The sequence below is a fragment of the Alphaproteobacteria bacterium genome (assembly GCA_016870095.1).
Taxonomy (GTDB): Bacteria; Pseudomonadota; Alphaproteobacteria; order Paracaedibacterales; family VGCI01; genus VGCI01.
Map to the genome: position 1 here is coordinate 77381 of VGCI01000006.1, position 20380 is coordinate 97760.

The 20380-nt window shown below is 38.5% G+C and carries 21 protein-coding genes; 9 read left to right on the top strand and 12 right to left on the bottom strand.

Annotated elements, in window-relative coordinates:
• Nucleotides 1-29: 29 nt before the first annotated feature.
• Nucleotides 30-665 (top strand): endonuclease III, encoded by a 636-nt coding sequence (nth, locus tag FJX03_05890; GenBank protein MBM3633216.1) that lies wholly within the window; start codon nucleotides 30-32, stop codon nucleotides 663-665.
• A gap of 9 nt (nucleotides 666-674) precedes the next feature.
• Here nth and FJX03_05895 read toward each other — a convergent pair whose 3' ends face one another.
• Entirely contained in the window at nucleotides 675-1133 is a 459-nt protein-coding gene (locus tag FJX03_05895; GenBank protein MBM3633217.1) for a host attachment protein, read from the bottom strand.
• Between the two features lie 366 nt (nucleotides 1134-1499).
• Between FJX03_05895 and FJX03_05900 the strand changes: the two genes are divergently transcribed.
• On the top strand, nucleotides 1500-2198 hold the full coding sequence (locus FJX03_05900; protein ID MBM3633218.1) for a hypothetical protein: 699 nt from the start codon (nucleotides 1500-1502) through the stop codon (nucleotides 2196-2198).
• Nucleotides 2199-2573: 375 nt separating this feature from the next.
• Nucleotides 2574-3959 carry a hypothetical protein gene (locus tag FJX03_05905; GenBank protein ID MBM3633219.1) on the top strand — a complete coding sequence of 462 codons (1386 nt, stop codon included), beginning with the start codon at nucleotides 2574-2576 and terminating at the stop codon, nucleotides 3957-3959.
• Nucleotides 3960-4827: 868 nt separating this feature from the next.
• Here FJX03_05905 and FJX03_05910 read toward each other — a convergent pair.
• The 9 genes from FJX03_05910 to FJX03_05950 form a co-directional block, all read right to left on the bottom strand.
• A complete protein-coding gene (locus tag FJX03_05910; protein ID MBM3633220.1) occupies nucleotides 4828-6225 on the bottom strand; it encodes a nitronate monooxygenase in 1398 nt (465 codons plus the stop codon).
• Nucleotides 6226-6366: 141 nt separating this feature from the next.
• Nucleotides 6367-6906: a hypothetical protein gene (locus FJX03_05915; GenBank protein ID MBM3633221.1), complete on the bottom strand. Its 540-nt coding sequence runs from the start codon at nucleotides 6904-6906 to the stop codon at nucleotides 6367-6369.
• Nucleotides 6906-7403 carry a hypothetical protein gene (locus FJX03_05920; GenBank protein ID MBM3633222.1) on the bottom strand — a complete coding sequence of 166 codons (498 nt, stop codon included), beginning with the start codon at nucleotides 7401-7403 and terminating at the stop codon, nucleotides 6906-6908. The genes FJX03_05915 and FJX03_05920 overlap by 1 nt, the downstream gene beginning before the upstream one ends.
• Nucleotides 7404-7450: 47 nt before the next feature.
• Nucleotides 7451-7675 (bottom strand): F0F1 ATP synthase subunit C, encoded by a 225-nt coding sequence (locus tag FJX03_05925; GenBank protein ID MBM3633223.1) that lies wholly within the window; start codon nucleotides 7673-7675, stop codon nucleotides 7451-7453.
• A gap of 43 nt (nucleotides 7676-7718) precedes the next feature.
• The gene (locus tag FJX03_05930; GenBank protein MBM3633224.1) at nucleotides 7719-8456 is read right to left on the bottom strand and encodes a F0F1 ATP synthase subunit A; all 738 of its coding nucleotides are present in this window, start codon (nucleotides 8454-8456) and stop codon (nucleotides 7719-7721) included.
• Nucleotides 8449-8793, bottom strand: coding sequence for a hypothetical protein (locus tag FJX03_05935; protein MBM3633225.1), 345 nt, complete (start codon nucleotides 8791-8793; stop codon nucleotides 8449-8451). The genes FJX03_05930 and FJX03_05935 overlap by 8 nt, the downstream gene beginning before the upstream one ends.
• Nucleotides 8794-8856: 63 nt before the next feature.
• Nucleotides 8857-9474, bottom strand: a complete 618-nt coding sequence (locus FJX03_05940; GenBank protein ID MBM3633226.1) for a hypothetical protein — start codon at nucleotides 9472-9474, stop codon at nucleotides 8857-8859.
• A gap of 202 nt (nucleotides 9475-9676) precedes the next feature.
• Nucleotides 9677-10357 carry a helix-turn-helix transcriptional regulator gene (locus FJX03_05945; GenBank protein ID MBM3633227.1) on the bottom strand — a complete coding sequence of 227 codons (681 nt, stop codon included), beginning with the start codon at nucleotides 10355-10357 and terminating at the stop codon, nucleotides 9677-9679.
• 207 nt (nucleotides 10358-10564) lie between these two features.
• Complete coding sequence (locus tag FJX03_05950; protein MBM3633228.1) at nucleotides 10565-11965, bottom strand: MHS family MFS transporter; 1401 nt, start codon at nucleotides 11963-11965, stop codon at nucleotides 10565-10567.
• A gap of 404 nt (nucleotides 11966-12369) precedes the next feature.
• Here FJX03_05950 and FJX03_05955 point away from each other — a divergent pair, with 404 nt between their 5' ends.
• From FJX03_05955 to trmB, 6 genes are all read left to right on the top strand, one after another.
• Nucleotides 12370-12627, top strand: a complete 258-nt coding sequence (locus FJX03_05955; GenBank protein MBM3633229.1) for an STAS domain-containing protein — start codon at nucleotides 12370-12372, stop codon at nucleotides 12625-12627.
• 5 nt (nucleotides 12628-12632) lie between these two features.
• The gene (locus FJX03_05960) at nucleotides 12633-13319 is read left to right on the top strand and encodes a hypothetical protein (protein ID MBM3633230.1); all 687 of its coding nucleotides are present in this window, start codon (nucleotides 12633-12635) and stop codon (nucleotides 13317-13319) included.
• Between the two features lie 8 nt (nucleotides 13320-13327).
• Nucleotides 13328-14542 (top strand): fused response regulator/phosphatase, encoded by a 1215-nt coding sequence (locus FJX03_05965; protein ID MBM3633231.1) that lies wholly within the window; start codon nucleotides 13328-13330, stop codon nucleotides 14540-14542.
• A complete protein-coding gene (locus FJX03_05970) occupies nucleotides 14526-16142 on the top strand; it encodes a hypothetical protein (GenBank protein ID MBM3633232.1) in 1617 nt (538 codons plus the stop codon). Before FJX03_05965 ends, FJX03_05970 begins: the two co-directional genes overlap by 17 nt.
• Before the next feature lie 221 nt (nucleotides 16143-16363).
• Nucleotides 16364-18145, top strand: a complete 1782-nt coding sequence (locus FJX03_05975; GenBank protein MBM3633233.1) for an ABC transporter ATP-binding protein — start codon at nucleotides 16364-16366, stop codon at nucleotides 18143-18145.
• 110 nt (nucleotides 18146-18255) lie between these two features.
• On the top strand, nucleotides 18256-18954 hold the full coding sequence (gene trmB / locus FJX03_05980) for a tRNA (guanosine(46)-N7)-methyltransferase TrmB (protein MBM3633234.1): 699 nt from the start codon (nucleotides 18256-18258) through the stop codon (nucleotides 18952-18954).
• 36 nt (nucleotides 18955-18990) lie between these two features.
• Here the strand turns inward: trmB and FJX03_05985 are convergent, their stop codons facing one another.
• The gene (locus FJX03_05985) at nucleotides 18991-19383 is read right to left on the bottom strand and encodes an MgtC/SapB family protein (protein ID MBM3633235.1); all 393 of its coding nucleotides are present in this window, start codon (nucleotides 19381-19383) and stop codon (nucleotides 18991-18993) included.
• A 411-nt stretch (nucleotides 19384-19794) separates the two neighbouring features.
• Entirely contained in the window at nucleotides 19795-20286 is a 492-nt protein-coding gene (locus tag FJX03_05990; protein ID MBM3633236.1) for a hypothetical protein, read from the bottom strand.
• Between the last annotated feature and the right edge of the window lie 94 nt (nucleotides 20287-20380).

The window sequence follows — 20380 nt, forward strand, 5'->3', positions numbered from 1 at the left end:
TTTCATAAGGATAAAGAAGATTGAAGACAATGACTCCAGCAAATATTGCAGAAATTTTCACGCGCCTTCAAAAACAAAATCCTCACCCTCAAACAGAGCTTTATTTCACCAATTCCTACACCCTTTTGGTCGCAGTAATTTTGTCTGCTCAAGCGACTGACGCTGGCGTTAATAAAGCCACGAAAAATTTTTTCCCAACGATTGATACACCACAAAAGATGTTGGCATTGGGATTGGAGGGGTTAATATCTCATATCAAAACCATTGGTCTGTATCCCACTAAAGCAAAAAACATTATCGCCATGTCGCAAATATTGGTAGATCAGTTTAAAGGACACATACCAGACACACGAGAAAATCTTGAGAGATTGCCGGGGGTTGGCCGTAAAACGGCAAATGTAGTTTTAAATGTTGCTTTTGGGGAGCCAACAATTCCGGTAGATACCCATATTTTTCGTCTGGCAAATCGATTACAAATTGCACCCGGCAAAACGCCAATCGAAGTGGAAAAGGCCCTTGAACGAAATGTGCCTGAAAAATTTCGTTTCCATGCGCACCATTGGCTTATTTTGCATGGGCGCTATATTTGTAAAGCCCGTTTACCTTTATGCCCTACCTGCATTCTTAAAGATTTGTGCCCCTATGAGCCCAAGACAAAGTCGTAACTATCCTCCTCACCTTTTTGCTGGGAGATTATCTATGTAGTCTTGTATTTGCTCTAAGGCCATTCCCAACATATTTTTATCTGACTCTTTGGTAATTCGTGAATGAACGGGTGTATTACTGAGATGAGAGCGCAAAAGACCCAGCATATGCGGCGGACTTACAATGGATAACTCATCAAATTTTTGGGTCTGAAAAGCCTCTTTTAACATAGAGACAATCTCTTTTGCAAAGTTATCCTTTTGAAGTTCATGAGGGTCAGAGTGGGGTTCATAAGCGTGTCGGGCAGGGGATGCACTTTCAAAGGAGCGGCCGGGCTTGTCATTCCCCAATTCATGGGAGGCTTTATGGGTGTGGCTAAGATGAAAAATTTCTTTGAGTTTGCCAAAGGGGGCTACCCTTTCCATGACACGGGCGTTACCACCATCCGCTAACAAAATCCAATTCATTTTCTTTAATGTAGCTGTCATATTGCTCTCCTTATTCGTTAGGTTTAAAACACATTTAGAAAAACTTGATCAACATCTTAGAGTACCTCATACTCCCCCCCACAATCAATGATTTGTTTTAATTTTTTATGTTATTTAGAATAGAGGGGAAGCCTTCTTTTTTAAAAATTTTTCATTATACCCCTAATGTCAATTTTAATATAAAGTATGTCGCGAAGGTGTTGTAATTCTGAGACGCGTTTCATTAAGTTCAGTACATTTAACCATAATTAAAATAAGAAACTATATTCTAAATAAATAATAATTTTATTGAATTATTTTGCTATATAATATAACTTACATTCAATTAAATGAAATTACTAAAAATTATATAAAGGAGAATTTACAATGAGAATTTTGTCATTTTTTGCGATTTTTTTGGGAATGCTTTCCCCAACATTTGCGACGGATAAGGCCGAGGAAGCAAGCAAAGAATCCACACTTACAACTGGGGCATATTTTACGGAATTTAAAGAAAATGAGTGGTATAAATCAGAATTATTTACGGTCGAGTACCAGTCTTCACGTAGCCAAAAAGCTTCGACAAATTCATTTTGTATTGCCAACATATTTAATACATCTCGGGGAGAAATTGCCTTATATCCAAGTGACGTAGAGCTTAAACAAATAGACTATTTTCTCGGAAAATTTAATGACTTAGGGAAAAATACAGCTCAGTACTTGTCAACATTAACCTATAAATACGTGCCGGCAAAAGGATCTTCCCCCGCATTCTTGATTATTTCTCGCGTTGACACACCCAGTGCTGCAATGGGTAAAGGATATTCTCAAGCCTCACTTAAGTATTTTTTAGACGATTTTGTTGGGAAACATACAAATATCAAGTATGTCATTTCAGATTTAAGGAATGGATCTTGCCAACATTTTTTCCCTAAGTATGATTTTAAAAAAGGAATTCCCCAAGAAATTGATGGTCCTGATGTTGCAAGCGAACAAATGAGACACCCCTATTTTTGGGAATGTTCTTCAGGGGATAAACAGATTATTGCCCCGCTTGAAGGCGCTCAATCAACTGCTGAACAGTAGGGACAAAACCATTGGCGTAGAAAGGATCTTGGGCGAATCGATAGGCCTGGTGGCCTGCAAACATTAATTGGTGATTTACATCATCACTATGGCTAATCGCTAGGAGGCTTTATCGATTGAGGCGTATGTTCCCTTCTTTTAGAGTGAACATCCTTATTTTCAAAGGGAAAAATAGATTAAACTTATATGAGATTAAATTTAGTTTATTACTTTTTAAGTAAGATATAGAGCGTGTAATGGTATAAAATACAGAAAATACATCTTTTATTTTAGAGATTGTATTTTTGTAAAATCATCGCCATATCTAATGTAGAATCAAACAAAATTAAAGGGCCTAGATATTTTCTAGACATATTTAAAACAAGGAGTGCCTTGATGAATTTTATAAAAATATATAGCTTCAGCTTGTCTTTATCGTTGGGATTATCCCTTATATTGTTTCCCAGTGTGTCCCATGCGGTAGAAAGCGTAAATGGGGCGGCACCTTCCCTCTCAATAGAACCGTCCTCGGGTGTAAAGCGAGTCAATCCGGCTTTATACACCGCTCGCCATAAAACAGGTGTTTGGTTGGGAATGGAACGTCTCACGGGAGAAGGATCAAGACTTAATTTTTGGAGAAATTGGGTGAGAAGTGAGTATGGAGGGGGGCTTGGAAAAGGATATCATTCTGATTATAAACGCAAATGGATGGACGCAAATGGACATCTCCCGGAAGGATACCCTAAATTTTTAGCAAGAGATCACAATTTAGATACGGGTTTGTATAGTTTTCAAAGAGCCTTAGGAAATGTTTCATTAATAGAAGAATTCTGGGTTGCTTTTGCCTGTCAAAACGAAATTCAGGATGCCGCAGACATTACAAACGATCAAATCGAAATGGTAGTCACGGTGTCCACAGACAGAGATGCTCCCATGGTGACCCATATGGGAATAAGTCGTTCATTTCAATACTTATTGAATGCCCTCAAAGTGCACGATAGAAGAGATCTGCTTGAATATATAGGGCCTGATAAATTTAAAGAGAGATATGGGCCCTGTTTGCCACAGGAAACGGATTATAAGATCCATAAAGATCTATCTCTTATAGTGCATTCATTTGCAGCGCAGGTTATGCTCGTTGAATTTCCTCATAAACTCTTCATGATTACGACCCCTGCAGAAGTTATGCGCAATATTTTTCTGAAAAAATTTCCAGGCCTAGCCTTTGAGGGTGATAATGTTCAAAAAGCATCAAAAGAACATTGGAAGTTAAATTATGAAGATAGAGATACTCAAGTATTACTCTCTAGCAAAATACAGGGTCGCATAGCAAAGTTATATGAAGAAAAATTAGATATAGGAGTTAAAATTCGATTATTAAAAGACAAAAAGGACCCTTCGAATATTTTAGAAATAGATAGCTTAAAATCGCGCTTGATTGAAATTCAAAAAGAGATTGATGTTTTGATAGAAGAAAAAGCTCATCAAGAGGCCAAAGAGATTCAGGAAGCATCTGAAGCTTTGCCTTTTGATATGACCACTTCGCCCATACGTCGAACAACATATCCAGAAAAGATTCTTCAAATTTATAATCCAGAACGCACTCACGTGGTTTATGAATATAATGAGACGCAAGAAAGAATTACAATTGGGGATTTGACATTGACTGGGGAAGAAACGCGTCGATTCTGTTGGTTTAATGGTGGAGACATGGTTTTAAAAGACCATAACCCATTCGTAACGATTTTGTTAAAAGACCTAGCTCAATATTTCAACCAGTAAGCTTGGGGAACAAAGTTCCCCTCTTTATTGACCCGCTTGAAGGCGCTCAATCAACTGCTGAACAGTAGGGATAACCCCTTTAGTATAAAAGGGGTTAAAATATAGAGAGTATAATATTATAAAATACATATTTAATTTTAATTTATTTTAATTTATATTGTTCTGGAAACGTGTTGGGTATTCTATATTATATATTCGCGAGAAATCATGATAAAAGTTCTGTCAATAATCGCCATTCTCATCAAGATAATTCCCTCCTCATTTTGCATAGATGAGCGGGTTCAAGTCCCCATTAAAGAAACTTCGCTTACGAAAGGGCATTATTTTAAATCATATGACAAGGAAGAGGAGGTGTGGTTTTGTTCTGAAACATTTTTGGTAGAGTACCATTCTGCGCGTCTTAAATTATCCTCTTTCAGTTCATTTCTTCACGCAAATATTTTTAATACAAATGCTGGAGAAGTTGCCCTATATCCGGGAAATGTTGATAAAGAAAAAATAAGTTATAATGCAAAAAGGTTTAACGACTTTGAGGGTGAGGCTGCTGAATACTTATCTACCCTTACCTATGAATATGTTCCTGCAGAAAACTCATTTCCTGCTTTTTTAATTATTATCCACGTTAATACCCCTCAAGCCTATACAAATAGAGGGTATTCTCAAACTTGTCTTCAATATTTTATGACGCAATTTGTTGAAAAGCACACATACATTAACTATGTGGTTTCTGATTTGAGACATCATGCGTGTAGAAGTTTTTTCCCTAAATTTAACTTTAAAGAAGGATTGCCGGACACATTGAAAGGCGCCAAGAAAGACGTAATGACCCATCCTTACTTTTGGGAGCGTGTCAGCGACAATAAACAGATTAAAGACCCGTCTGCAACCGCTCTACCAGCTGTTGGACAGTGGGAACAAATCCCTGTGCATAAAAGGGATCCTGGGCGAATCGATAGGCCTGGTGGCCCGCAAACATTAGCTGATGATTGACGTCATCGCTATGGCTAATGGCTTGTAAAGTTTTTTGAATACAATAGGATCGAGGGTCAGCTTTGCGATGAGTTGATCCTTCTTCATTTTGAGCCCAGTTGCTGAAATTACAGGCTGATAAACATCCCATACAATTAATTTGATCCGTTAGAATTTCATTTTGTGTTGAGGGTGTGACAAATATTAGGGTAGAGTCTGGGGTGCGCATCGCATCCACATATCCAGCTTTTACCCAGGATTCAGCTTGTTCTTTGTCATGGTTTGTTAAATAAACAAGTCGTCCGCGTGCGCCTACAGGGAAGGGTTCTGTGTGTTCACCTACCGCTGCAATGCTATAAGCAACCTGGCGTTGCGATCTGGCTTCGAGGTCAAGCAAGAAATCATTGCGAACAGCGGATGAATAAAAGCCTGTCGGGCTAAAGCGATTGAGACGGATGTCCCCTTCTTTTAAGGTGAATAGCTTTTTTTTCCAAGCATCAGAAATCGGGCTTTCTTGAGTCAAAAGAGGCCGCGTCCCAAATTGGAAAGCGATGGGTCCAATTTCAGGGTTATCTAACCAGTCTTGCCACTCACTTAAACACCACACCCCGCCGGCCATGAAAATAGGTGTATTTTCAAGACCGCACTCCCGCATAGCGGCTCGCAGTTCGATAACACGGGGTAAAGGATTTTCAGGGTGATCCGGATGTTCGCTGTTGGACAAACCATTGTGACCGCCTGCAAGCCAAGGATCTTCATAAACAACTCCACCAAGAGAATCCGCAAAGCGATTATAGGCTCGCTTCCATAAAATACGAAACGCGCGAGCCGATGAGACGATGGGATAATAATGAACCCCATAATGAGCACAAATTTCTGCGAGTTTATAGGGCATACCTGCGCCACAGGTAACACCGTGGACTAAGCCTTTGACTTGGGAGAGTACGCCATGCAAAATAGGTTCCACAGCCCCCATTTCCCATAAAACATTCATGTGGATACGACCCATACCATTGGAGCGCTCATAGGCGATTTTTGCTTGAGTGATGCCACCTTGAATTGAGTATTGTACCAACTCCTCATGACGTTCACGTCGTGTTTTTCCGTGATAAACAACAGGAATGATATTTCCGTTGCTGTCATGGGCATCCGCATTCACAGCTGAAAATGTACCCACACCGCCCGCGGCAGCCCAAGCGCCTGAACTTTCTCCATTAGAGACAGCAATACCCTTACCACCTTCTACGAGAGGAAGGACTTCTCGACCTGAGATAATAACATTTTTCAGTGGCTTCATAACAGACGCTCCAAATGCATGAATGGTGCCGGATCTCAATCTTATAAGACCCCAAAGATACTCATTGTTTATTAGCTGTATTTTTTAGGAATGGCAAGATTAAGTTTGTTCTCTTCGTTGAGAAAGACACATCCTTCAGGATTATCTAGCTAGGGAACGCTTAGTTCTGGCCCGTTTTGGTTTTTGAGTATATCTACGGGGCCCCTTGGTGAGTTGTTCCAAGATTTGATTAATCGCTCCGTCGTTTAAAGCTTGTTGTTGAGGAGATGAAAATTCCTTTGCAACAATCGTTTTAAAAGTATCAGTGGTTTTTGCTGCGACTTTCTCTTGAAGAGTTTGAATAGCCGTGCTTCGCATACGATCAATCATATTTTCTACGGTTTGCTGGCGGGTTGCAATTATTTTATTAATATCTTGCAGGGCTTCTTCTTGCAGTATACGAGCTTGTTCTTCCGTACGCTTTGTTAAGGCGTCGATTTCTTCCAATATTTCTTCATGGTGGCGCTGTTCTTCGCGCAAAGCCTGCAGAGCTTCTTCTTTAGCTTTTGTTGCTTCTTCAAGCGTTTGGCGGATTGTGGCAATTTTGTGATCGAGGGTAGCTATGGATTTACGGTAACCAAGCCGATAGGCAATTCCCATAAATATGACAAAGCTCACGCATACAATGACTGCTGGATCCATCAGGAGCTTTTCCCTTTTTTAATGACATATTGCACATTTTTTTTGGCTTCTGCTGCGGTAAGAGTTTTCCCCAAAATGCGAAGGGAAGTCGTTTTTACAACTTGTGTAACTAAGGGTTCGATATTTTCAATGATGCCTTGTGTTTCATTTTCCAAGTTATCTCGAAAGGTTTTTGTCTTTGATGCGAGTTCTCCTTCTAAAACCGCGATACGACTGGCTTTTTGATGATGAATTTCCTGCAAGATTTGATGGAGTCTGACATGCGCATTCCCTCGGGCTTGAGCAAGACGGTCCAAATTTTCTTGTCTCAAAGTTTCACATGTACTTATCAAAGTTTTTGCTTCATTCCAATCTTCTTGGATACGCTGCTCTCTGGTTTCTAAGACGGCTGCTAAACGGGGGACAATATGCAGCCGCATCACGATACATAAGAATAAAAAACACAACAGTAGCCAAAAAATTTGCGTGGGAAATGTGGTGACGTCAAATTGTGGCATGGAAAGACATCTCGTTAATTTTGATATGCCAAATTAATTTATTGAGTCTATTTTGACAAAATAATTAATGCGGTAACGAAGGCTAATAGAGCAATGGATTCGGTTAATGCAAACCCAATTAATCCCACCTTCATTACATCATCTTTTGCGGAAGGGTTGCGAGCGATGGCGGTAATAAGGTTCGAAAAAATATTTCCCAGCCCAATTCCAACACCCAACAATGCCAACATTGCCAAACCTGCCCCAATCATTTTCGCTGCTGACATGTCCATTTGTTTTCTGCTCCCTTTAGAAATTAAAAGTTATGTTCTAAATTTAATGTAAATTTAAAGCATCATGCAAGTATATACACGTTAATATAGTAAAGATGTAGGCTTGAAGTAAAGCGATCAAAAATTCAAAGCCGGTAATAGCGACATTCATTGCGACGGAAATTAAGGCGACGGGAAAAAAAACAGTTCCCGCGAGCGCAATCGCAAATCCCGCGAATAGTTTTAACATGGCATGACCGGCAATCATGTTGGCAAAAAGTCGAATGGATAAGCTTACGGATCGGGTTAGATACGACATAATTTCTATGGGCACTAATAAAGGCGCAATAAGAAGGGGGATATTTTCAGGAAAAAATAGACGGAAAAATCGCCACCCATGTTTGGCGAAACCTATGCAGGTGACAGCAAGGAGAACCATGACGGCCAAGGAAAATGTGACAATTATGTGGCTCGTAAATGTAAAACTGTAAGGAATCATTCCCAACATATTTCCGGTTAATATGAACAAAAACAGACTGAAAATATAAGGAAAGTAAGATAAGCCGGATTTTCCGGTATTTTCGCGGATCATGTCAGAAATAAAAGTATACAGAGTTTCGCTGATAATCTGACATCTGTTGGGAATAAGGGCCCGCGAGTTAACGGATAGAGAGAAGAAGGCAATGATGGTCAGAGTTGTTAGGACCATGAGAAGAGATGAATTCGTAAAAGATACATCCCACCCTGCCAATTCTAGGTGTATCAAGGGATTTATTTTAAATTGGTGTAAAGGATCAACCATCCTTTTCCTCTTTTTGAGAAGAGAGAGTTTTGGCGTCTTGTGGCCCCCATAAGCCCAGTATGCGAAAAATGTTTAGCATTCCAGCAGCTGCGCCCAAAATAACCATGACCACGATACCCCAGGGTTGTGTACCTAATATTTGATCTACAGCATACCCTATCACGAGGCCGACGAGAATCCCTGACGTAAATTCAGTCCCGACTCGAAAAGCAAACCCGATCCCGGATTGAGGAAAAAACGGTTTTTTTAAAAGAGGTTGAGGAGGTTTCTTGCTCATACACTCATCTTTCTGATTGCTACGCATATTTTTTAAAAAAAATAATTTAGTCAACATCATTGTGGCAAAAAAAGTTGGGGAAAGATATACCCAACTTATTTGACTTTTATATATTTTGATTTATCATTCTTGTCCAAAGGGATGAGAGATTAAATAGTGACGGATGGCAGAATTTTTACGCTGATTCCTCCAAAGGGTTTGTTGAAACCGTATATTCGCTTCATTCATAAATTCTATCCAGGTTTCATATGTTTCTAAATTTGTAGGAATGACCATCTTTGTTTTTCCGTCGTCTTCGTTGTGAATTTGTTCTTCAAGAATCAGAAAATCTTGTAGAATTCCAAAGTCGTCCGAATCTGTATCATCAGGATAAAGAATTAACTTCGATACATAGTGATTTTGACAGAAGATAAATAGCTCTTTCATGATTTTCATTTGAAACTGTATCAAGATAATCGCGTAGAGGGTTTCATCTTCCCATATATAGGTGTTTAATAATTCGTCTGAAATCTGGGGGACATGGCACACGACTCTTCCGGGTTCCATAGTATGTTGCCCGTCTTCAATTTCGAGAGTGAGGTCGCACGTCAAGTAGTGCGAGGTATCCCGCGCTTCCATAATATAAAGATTGTGACCGCTAGTATAAACTGTTGCTGCAAAGGGGGTAGGAGGTAGTGACATTGTTGGCTCTTGTACCGGGGGCTCTTGGATTGGATTGGCTTGATAAACTAATTTTAACATCTTTGTTCCTCCGTTTATGGATACATGTATCCATTTAGAAACATACAAGAGATACATGTGTCAATTGTAAATTTGCTATAATTTATATATTTTTTTAAAAATTAAGGATATGAGCCAGTTTATGGGAAAAATTAAATTGGGATTTTGAAGGATAATTATTCAAATAAACTGAAAAAAGAAAAATTGGAATGACAGCGGGGTCTTAACCCTTTTTTAATGAAAAATCAACGGGGTTTGAAACATGTTGAATAGGAAGGTCTTGAATAAGTTCGAAAAGATGCCAATGTCGTGTGACTTGCGCAATCGAGTAAGCCTCTATTTCTTCAATGAGAGGTAAATTAGTCGTCTCATTGGTGCTTAATGTACAGGCGGTAATTTTGCGACTATTTGATTTAAGGACTCTTCGCAGATATTGTTGCCCTGTAGAGCTTTCAATGATACAGACATGCCCACAGAGTAATGAAAATTGTTTTTCGTTTGTTACTTTTTGACCCCCAACGATATCACCCTTGTTGTAAAATGGCGCCATCAAAGCATCAGGAATTGTCAAAATAATAGAAGAAGGGTTGTTTTTCTTGAAATAAACAATTTCATTTTGAATGTTAATATTATCATTGAGCACAAGGTCTTTGTTCTCAGTCAGATCTGCTTCTTTTCCGTAATATAGAAAGTCGAAGCTGACATCTATTCCTGCAAACAAGAATATGCGAGAATATTCCCGAGCTTTTTGGATGGGGAGCTCTCTTATCCCCAGTTCGAAGGATTTTAATGTATGCTCACTAATGTTGACTTCCCTTGCAAATTGCGAGCGTGTGAGGCCTGTTTGCTCCCGAAGTGTGCGAAGTCTATTGCCTCGTTCAAGTGTTTCATCTGTTTTGTGCATAAAACCATACTCTAAAATAAAAGGTGAATACAATGAGTTGATTGCAATGAACACCCTATAAAGTTAAATATTAATAAATTATTTTACGCCCACCTATGGAAATAATTTTTAAGGCAAAATTGGTAAAACTAATGAATTTTATTTATTAGCATTGCACAAATTCTGCTATTTTTCACTCCAAATTATTTACAAGATATATTCTAAATTTTAGGGATTATCTTTAGCGTAGGCTACACCCCTATAAGGCATTTTTAAAATGGGATCGAAGGTAAGATTCCCTGCGCTATCCTCTAACTTTTCAAAGTGCCGCACCCCGTAAAGGTATGCTATCGTCATGGGTATTGTAATAAACCAAAGTCCATAGGGGCCAAAATAATTGCCCAAATAAACCATGCCAAACGTTATTATAGCATATATAAGAGCTCTTGATAAGGCGAACAAAAAGCTAGCTAAAGTAAAACGTTTATATATGGGCAAATAACAAATAAAAACAGCTTCAGCCGGAACGCTATCTAAAGTTAAAAGGAGTATAAGAGCTTGTAACATAAATACGTGCACAGAGCTATTTATGTTTAAAATCAGAAAAGGTAAGGCAAGCATTAACAAAAATGTCATGCTACCACGGGTTTTAAGGATTTTTAAAGGATGAATTTTTGTGCTGAGAAAAGTTATAGAAACCAGAGGAAGTAGAAAATAAATAGACAAAACAAGGTTGTGTTTGATGATTCCTGCTGGCTCATACCCATAATCATTGATGAGCATGGGATTGAAATAGATGTATCCCAAATAAAGGAATAAGGGCCACCCACAAGATATTGAAAAATATGAAAATAGCGTTTTGAAATCTACGCTTTTTTTCCAAGTATGGAGAGATTTGTGCGAAGTCTTAGACGGCTGAGTAAAGTCTTCATGACGCTCATCTTCAGACAGGTCTTTATTTGCTTCTGCAAGACCTTCTTGGAGCTGTTGTCTTTTCAATTCAAGAAAATCAGGCGTTTCACGAAGACGTGTGCGCGCAACGGAGCCTACAACAGCAATCACGGCTCCAATCCAAAAAGCTAGTCGCCAATTCATATAAAAGGAGGTCACGAGAGTCGAAATTCCAAGAGCCACAGTTGTTCCAATTGAAGCGGCAATGGTTACAAAAGCTACGGCAGGATAAGAGGCTGGGCGACGAACGCTTTCAGCTACATAAATTTGTGCACCAACAATTTCGCCCATTGAGGACATTCCTTGTGCCATTCGGCAGATAATCATTATCCAGGTCGCTGTTATCCCTATTTGCGCATATGTAGGAAGATTGGCCATAAGAAGACAAGAAATAGACATAATGACGGTTGTTATAACAATGGTGGACTTTCGGCCGATTGTATCTCCCATCCAACCAAAAATTATGGCACCCACGGGTCTAAAAATAAAAGTTGAGCAAAATGCACATGCGGTGAGCAGGGAAGCTGTATGAGGGTCAGTTCTGGGAAAGAAAAGATCATTTAGGAGAACGGCCATATGGACATACAGCATGAGATCAAAGTACTCGAGAAAAGTACCAATTTGTAACAAACCAATTGCTTCTTTTTGGTCGCGGCTCAAAGAAGAAAAAAGTCCCATGATTTTCTGCCCCTCCACCCTTAAAGGTTTTTTTATACCACTATGAGTGATTCAATTTACTATCTCTGTCAACTCTAAAATGAAATTTTTAACCAAATTATCTATTTTGTTTTGATAATTATGCGCAAATATTTTGTATTCAGTTTTAATCTAAATTTGATAAGTTGCCTGTGAAAAAATAAGATACAATTTTAGGGAATTTGTTGAACCTATTCCTTCAGACTCTTTAAAAAATAAACAAAATTCTTTTATCAAATAGGTATGGCTATTTTTCCTGGTTTTAACCTTCCGTTAAGACCGCTTCTTCTAAACTAATTTATAGAGAGGTCAGGAAACAAATTATTTCAGGAGAATCTATAGTGATTTATACATTAAAATCCGCAGGTCCCAAGATTGAGGTCGACATGAAAGGTCGCTTAACTTTTGCGGATTATAGCAGCTTTCGTGAAATTACACAGATTGTTACAGATAACAACAGTAAATGTTGTTTGTTTGATTTGACGGAACTTGAATTTATAGATTCAGCAGGCTTAGGAATGCTTTTGATTGCACGAGATAAACTACACTCTGTAAACGGAAACGTTATCTTAAAAGGTGCTCAAGGCCAAGTTAAGAAAATGCTCGATCTTGGGCGTTTTGATAGTCTCTTTAACATAGAGTAAAATTGATGCCATCTGTACCTTCTGAAAAACTCGAAAAAAATCAAACAAGTTCCGACTCGTTTGTAAAGACTATAAAAAAAACCTCTGGGAAAGGTCCAGCTTTGGCAAAGCGCGCAGCTTTATTTGATGTCAGTCCAACCACTCAAGATTTGATTGATGCGATTCAAAATGACAATACGCTGCTGATTGAAGATACAAATTTAAAGAGAGGGTTGCTTGGATTTGAAGCTGCCCCCGGTGAGCTTGCTTTATCTCTCACAACTTTGACAGCCTATATTATAGATATTATTGCTGTTATGGATCATTTCCTCTTGCATAAAACTTATTTGCATCCTGTTTTGTGTGAGCAAATTTTGACCTCTACTCATGAAGTCGTCACAAACGCTATTCTCTGGAGTAACTTGGAAGTCGATTGCCCCAACAATCGCCAAAAATCATTAAATTTCTGTGATTTAATTAAAGATCGAATGAAGAATAAGATTTTAGCTCGCAGATTATTGAAAGTGAATGTTCACATAAATCCAGAAGCTGTGGATGTGGTGGTTATTAGCTCTGGAAAGGGTTTTGACTGGCATCAAGCTGTTACAAAAATTTCGAGTGATGTGCAAGGCTTAGCAATCATCCATTCCTTTGCTGATGAAATTATTGCAGAAAACGAGGGGAAAATCCTTAAGCTCCGCTTCTACACTTGAGGAACATCATGCTGAATAAGCACCAAAATGTAGGGCAGAGAAATGCTGCCTTTTATGATAGTCGCATTTTGGTTGTAGACGATGCGGCTTTAAACCGAGAACTCATCTTTAGTTACTTAGAAAGCGCAGGCTTTAAGAATTTAGAGGTCGCGAAAGACGGCAAAGAGGCCTTAAGTAAAATTGATACTTTTTTACCCGATTTAATGATTTTGGATTTAATCATGCCAGAAATGGGGGGAATTGAAGTTATAAAAGCCTTGCGCAGTAGCCAAAAGAACCACAACTTGCCGATTATCGTGCAAACTTCCATAAGCGAACCCGAAGAAAGAATGGATGCGTGGGCATCGGGCGCAAATGATGTAATTAGCAAACCCATTCACCGTCTTGAACTTCTCTCCCGAATTAAAGTTCAATTGGAAAATTCTGTTCTCTTACAAGAATTAGAAGATTATCATACGTTGGCTCAAGAAGATATTGATCAGGCTTTTGAAGTTCAAAAATCTCTTTTACCCTCTCCTGATTTTATTCAAGACTTAGAAAATCGTCATGGAATTAAAATCGATTCTCTCTTTGTGCCATCTCGTTTTCTAAGTGGGGATGTTTGGGGTATTCTTGATATTGGTCCAACGCAATTGGCGATCTGGATTTGTGATTTTTCAGGAAAAGGGATTCGTGCAGCCTTACATACCTTTCGTTTGCATACCTTGATTCAAGAATTTAAGCATTGCGCAGATGATCCGGGAGAAATAATTGATGCGTTAAATAGCCGCCTTATTCGCTTTATGCCTTCTGGACAATTTTCAACATTTTTGGTTGGGGTTATCGATTTTAAAACAGATACATTTACCTACACATCCGCCAGTGCAACACACCCCTTAGTCTATTTTCCCAAAGATAAAAAATTCGAGGTAGGCGATGGAACAGGCGTACCGTTAGGTGTTATCGATCGTCAAAGTTATCCTTTACGAACAATGTCTTTTCCGAAAGAATCCTCCCTGGTTTTATATAGCGATCTTTTGTGGGAATTTAAGGCTGTGCCAGGCGTATTTTTAGATGTGTCAAACCTGGATAATTTTGCCAAAGAATTAAACGGTCAAGGTTTAATTAAAACCGTTCGCCAACAAGTATCTTTATTAGGAGAGCCATCATTTTCTGACGATCTCACCCTCATTGAAGTAAGTCGTTTATCGCAAGGAAAAACTATTCATGAACCTAAGCTTTAAAAATTTTATTTTTAGAGATATTTTTCTTTATTTTTCTATTGCCATCGTCGTATGTCTGACCACGATTTTATTTATTACGTCCTCGAGCTACGGGATTATCAGAGCACATGATCTTTCCGAGTCGCGTATCCTTGTTGATAATGCATTTGACAACGAAATAAAAAAGCTATCTCGTCTCACGAAGGGCTATGCAAAAGGAAATCTTGCTTACTATAATTTAGTCCTGAAACCCAATAAACAATGGTTCAATGAGAATATATCTCTCGATTTAGAGAAGAATTTTGGCATTGATTTTACGGCTGTTGTGGATGGGGAGGGTAAAATTATATTTATGAATAGCCAAGATGAAAATATTCGTCAAAACATGCCTTCCTTTCAAAAGTCATTTCAATCGCTGATTGGTGGACTGACTCAAAGCAAGGGAAACAATGAATATCACGAGATGATCAAATACAAAAATATCCTATATATTTCAACAATTTCTAAAATTAATAAGTTCAGTGAGGCTTCAAATTTAAATAACTTAAAACCCAACTATCTTATTCTTAACCAAACTCTGGATGAAGCATTCTTTCAATCCATGAGCAGTACCTTTGGGATACGTAATTTACATTATGTTAAACAAAGCGACCAGCGTTTATTAGAAAATTATCAACACTTGCCTTTAAAAGAAAATAATAAAGTTATAGGGTATTTGGCATGGGTTCCTAAAAATACAGCTGATTCAGTTTTATATCGTCTTTTGCCAACAGGAATTTGTGTGACCTTGCTTCTTTGCGTCATCGGTATTTTAATGACGCGCAATGTGACTAATGCAGCGGCTTCTTACGAGGAAGTTATTAAACAATTAGTAAAGACGTCTCATCATTTAAAGGATGCCAAAGAACTAGCGGAAAAATCAAATACCGCAAAATCAAAATTCTTGGCTACGATGAGCCATGAAATTCGTACACCCATGAATGGAATTGTGGGAATGACAAGTTTATTAAAAGAAACAGAGTTAAATCCTATTCAAAGCAATTATGTGAATACAATACAAGTTTCGGCTGACGCTTTGATGAATATGCTGAGTAGTATTTTGGAATATAGTAAACTCGAGTCTGGTCAAATTGAAATCTATGAGAAGCCCGTGAATATTCGTGCTCTGATTCAGGAGGTACATGGACTTCTTCTACCTGTCGCATTACAAAAAAGGTTAAAATTTGATACTCTTTTGAGTCACCCGGTACCGGAAAATGTTAAAACTGACCCGGTACGCTTACGTCAAATTTTGCTCAATTTAACAACCAATGCCTTAAAATTTACGAACAATGGCCATGTACAAATAAATGTTTCAACGGCACCCTTGAGCGATACCCGTCAAGAAATGATGTTCGAAATTATTGATTCTGGAGTTGGTATTTCCAAAGAAGATCAGGTGAAAATTTTTGATGATTCCTTTTCAGAAAATAACTTGCTTCTAACACGTGCAGATGGATCAGGTCTGGGTTTAAATTTTGTGAAAAGTTTGGTTCATTTAATGGGGGGGAAACTGGGCGTTAAAAGTGAAGTTGGCTTGGGGAGTACGTTTTGGTTTAGTGTCCCAGTTGATATTATATAGTGCTGTGAGAGTTGATTTTTTCTTTCAAAATTAAGTGTGTAACCCTATCTTGAAACCCCAAGGTTTCCGTCAAATTTTACCATTTTTCTTGCTATATTATAAAATTTCCTGTATATTCAATATACTCAGCTACGAGTCGGGTAATCTTATTAAAGTCATACATTATCAAATAACATCAAAAAAAGGAGAAAATCCTTTTTCATTAGTCAAGGAAATATAAAATGACGCATTCAATTACACCAAAAGTTGTGTGGACTTTTATTTTTAACTCCCTGCGACCTTTCCCCGCGGCAATTACGACAATGGTTTTGATGTCTGTTGTGTGGGCGGTAGATCTTTCTTTGCGACCTTATATTCTTAAGGTTATTTTAGATCGACTGGCAGATAATCCAAAAGCAGAGGTATTTTCTTATCTAGCTTGGCCTGTCTTTTCTTTTCTTCTGCTTGCCTTTTTGATGCCAACAGTATCTCGTTTTTATGGTTATTTTGTGGAAATAGAAATGATTCCGCGTCTTCGGCAGCAATTATCGCAAACCGCTTTTGGAAGTTTTTTAAAGCAATCTCATGGTTTTTTTCAAAACCAATTTTCGGGGAGTTTAGGGAATAAAATCAATGATTTAAGTACAGATATACCGGATTTAGTCCAAACAGTTATTGACCGATGCTTTTCCACAATTCTGGCCCTTATCGTTGCCATTATAACCCTTTGGACTGTGAATACACGTTTTGCGTTGCTCATGGGAGGATGGACCCTAATGTTTTTTTTAGGTAGCCTTTTCTTTTCCAAGAGGTTGGTGAATTTGTCAGATGTCTGGTCAGAATATATATCCAAAATTACGGGACAAATTGTTGACTCTTTATCAAATATTTTGTCAGTTCGCTTATTCGCTCGTTCCCATCAAGAGGCATTGCGATTGGAACACTCCTTTGATAAAGCTGTTAGTGCTGAAAAGCAGCTTCAATGGACCTATTTCTGGATATGGTTTATTTATGGGTATTCCTTTTTCTTGGCTCAAGGCTTCAATATCTATTTTTTGATGAAAGGGTATCAAGAGGGCATTATTTCTGTGGGGGATTTCGCACTGGTTTTGACTATTAATATTGCCATTGTAGAATTTTTATGGAATGTCACAAAAGATTTTTCCCAATTATCAAAATCCTTGGGGAAGATTACGCAAGCTTTGCGGACAATTACCTTACCTGTTGAGATTGTTGATCATCCTCAGGCCCGTAGTCTCCAAGTTACAAGAGGGGAAATAGAATTTAAAGATGTGAAATTCCATTATAAAGGGACAAGTCCGCTTTTTGATAAGAGTTCAATCGTTATTCGGGCGGGCGAAAAAGTCGGTTTGGTTGGTTTTTCGGGCAGCGGTAAAACGACGTTTGTGAATTTAATCTTAAGAATGTTTGACGTGAGTTCTGGTCACATTTTTATTGATGGCCAGGATATTCGAGAAGTGACTCAAGATTCATTACATCAAGCCATTGGAATGATTCCTCAAGATCCTTCTTTGTTTAACCGTAGCCTAATGGAGAATATTCGATTTGGTCAAAATTACGCAACGGATGAGGATGTTAAAATTGCTTCAAAAAAAGCTTATGCCCATCTCTTTATTAAGGAACTGCCAGAAAAATATGACACGTTGGTGGGGGAGCGCGGCGTTAAATTATCCGGCGGTCAACGTCAGCGCATTGCTATTGCCCGTGTTGTTTTGAAAAATGCACCTATTCTCATATTAGATGAAGCAACATCCCAGCTTGATTCTCTGACCGAAACTTTAATTCAAGATAGTATTTGGGATCTTATGCAAGGAAAGACGGCCTTAGTTATTGCCCATCGTTTGTCTACACTGTTGAATATGGATCGCATTCTTGTTTTTGATAAAGGTAAAATTGTTCAAGATGGCACGCACCAGCAGCTTTTGGAACAAACGGGTTTGTATAAAACCTTATGGGCAGCTCAAGTTGGCGGTTTCTTACCTGAAGACAAAAAGCCCAAGTAATATTGTTAGGAACAAATTCATCTATAAACCTTGATTTTACTGGTATTTTCGTCTTACTCATGAGAATGATGATTGAGAAACTTACATGATAAAAAAGAACGTTAATATCTATGACTGACTCTTTACCCCAACAAAGGTATATTTGGGGGCGTCGCCAATCGCGCCCCTTAAAAGATAACCAACACCGAGCTTTAACTGAATTATGGCCTCAGGTCTCTTTGGAATTGCCCCAAAATTCACTTCTTAATCCGGTTGATATATTCCCCTCGACCGTTGAAGATTTATGGCTAGAAATTGGATTTGGTGGCGGCGAACATCTAGCGGCACAAGCCGCTCTTCATCCCGCTATTGGATTTATAGGGTGTGAGCCATTTGTTAACGGTGTGGCCTCTTTGTTGGTCCATATTCAAGAGCAGGGGCTTTCAAACATTCGTATTGTGAGAGATGATGCGCGGTTGTTGGTTGCCCGAATACCCCCTCAGTCTGTGGGACGCATTTTTGTCTTGTTTCCAGACCCCTGGCCTAAAAAACGTCATAATAAACGGCGCATTATTCAAAAAGAAATGGTCACTGCTTTGGCAAGAATTCTACGGTCAGATGGTGCCCTTTTTATGGCAACAGATGATGAGGGGTATGCTGTCTGGATGCAAAAAGTTATGGCGGATCATCCCGCATTTGAGTTGGATTTAGAGGGTCGAAAAAATGTTTATGAACGCCCCGAAAGTTGGCCAAATACGCGTTATGAACAAAAGGGAATTACCCAAGGGCGAGCCCCGGTCTATTTGGTATATAAGAGAAAAGTTTCTTGATACCTTTTAGAAAACTTCACCCTTGTAATTAAAGATTTATTTTTCTTTCTTCCTATATTTTGGATTGTAATGGGGAATAATTAAAAGAATAAGGGCTAATAAAGTGGTTAAGATAGAGACCATATAAAATTCAAAAGAAACCGCAAGACCAATAGCAGACGTGCACCAAACCATTGTGGCCGTCGTTAGGCCTCTTATGGTCCCGCCATCTTTAATAATAATACCGCCCCCTAAAAAGCCGATGCCCGTTACGATTTGAGCGGCAATACGGCCTGGGTCTCCATGACTAATATGAAGAGACAAAAGACCAAAAATGCAAGAGCCCAAGGCAATAATACCAAAGGTTCGGATGCCGGCCTCATGGCCTTTATATTCTCGCTCTAAGCCAATAATGGAGCCGAGAAGAGTTGCTAAAAATATTCGACCCATAAAATAAAAAGTATCTGAATTTATTAATTCCATTTTGCACCTGCTTCTGTATGGACTTGCCGTTCCTAAAGTATGGGTGAAAGAATAGATTTAGGGAGTGAAATTCATAAATTTATTCTGATTCAATTCCCCTAAAAAGTGTCAGTCAATTCTTTACCCCTTTATTTTGTAAGGGAAAATAGGCAAAGTAAATACTTTTATTAAAATTCAATTAATATTTATTTTAATGATGATTTTTGTATAAGTGGGGGGAATTGAAAGAAATTATGATTACAAATATCTGACGATAAGTTCTGAAATAATGAAGAAAAATAAGAATGAAAATGGGCTTTCGGGACTGTCTATTTCCTGAAAGCTTTTTGCAAACATTCAGATATCAACTTGATTTAATTCTTGACTGATAACACTTTCCTACAAAATAGGAGCGTGTACCCTCGCATATCTTTCTCTCGAGATTTCGCGAGTGCCACTGGCCATATTAGCAGCTGGTAGAGGATCCATCACCGGTATTGGCTCAAAGTTATGATTGTATTCTACCAGAACATAACCCTGATTGTCGCAATAGTCCTGGCACCAATTTTTTTGCAGTTCTTGAATGTTGACATCACGTGTTACAGGAATTTGAACCGGATTTTGAAAGTCGCCCCGGGAAATTTCGATTAAATCTAATTCTTGCTCGTAGGCTTGTCGACCAATGGCAGAAAAGGATTTTTCAAGAGTTTTGTAATAAATATAGGAAAGCCGTTTATTGGTAAACAACACAAAGCTCCAGATATTCTCTGGAAAACGAGAACTGGATTCTGATAGTTTCGCAGTTTCTTTGGTGTTGATATGCTTAAAAAGTTCATCATAGTTTTTAAACAAACCAATAACGGTTTTATCTGTTCCAAAAATTTGAATCATTTCCGAGGTCTCCTTGTTGAACTCCTCTTAATGGAGAGTTTTTCTCAAAGCATGTTCATCATGACATTTAAAAGCTTTGGAACTTCTATGTTTG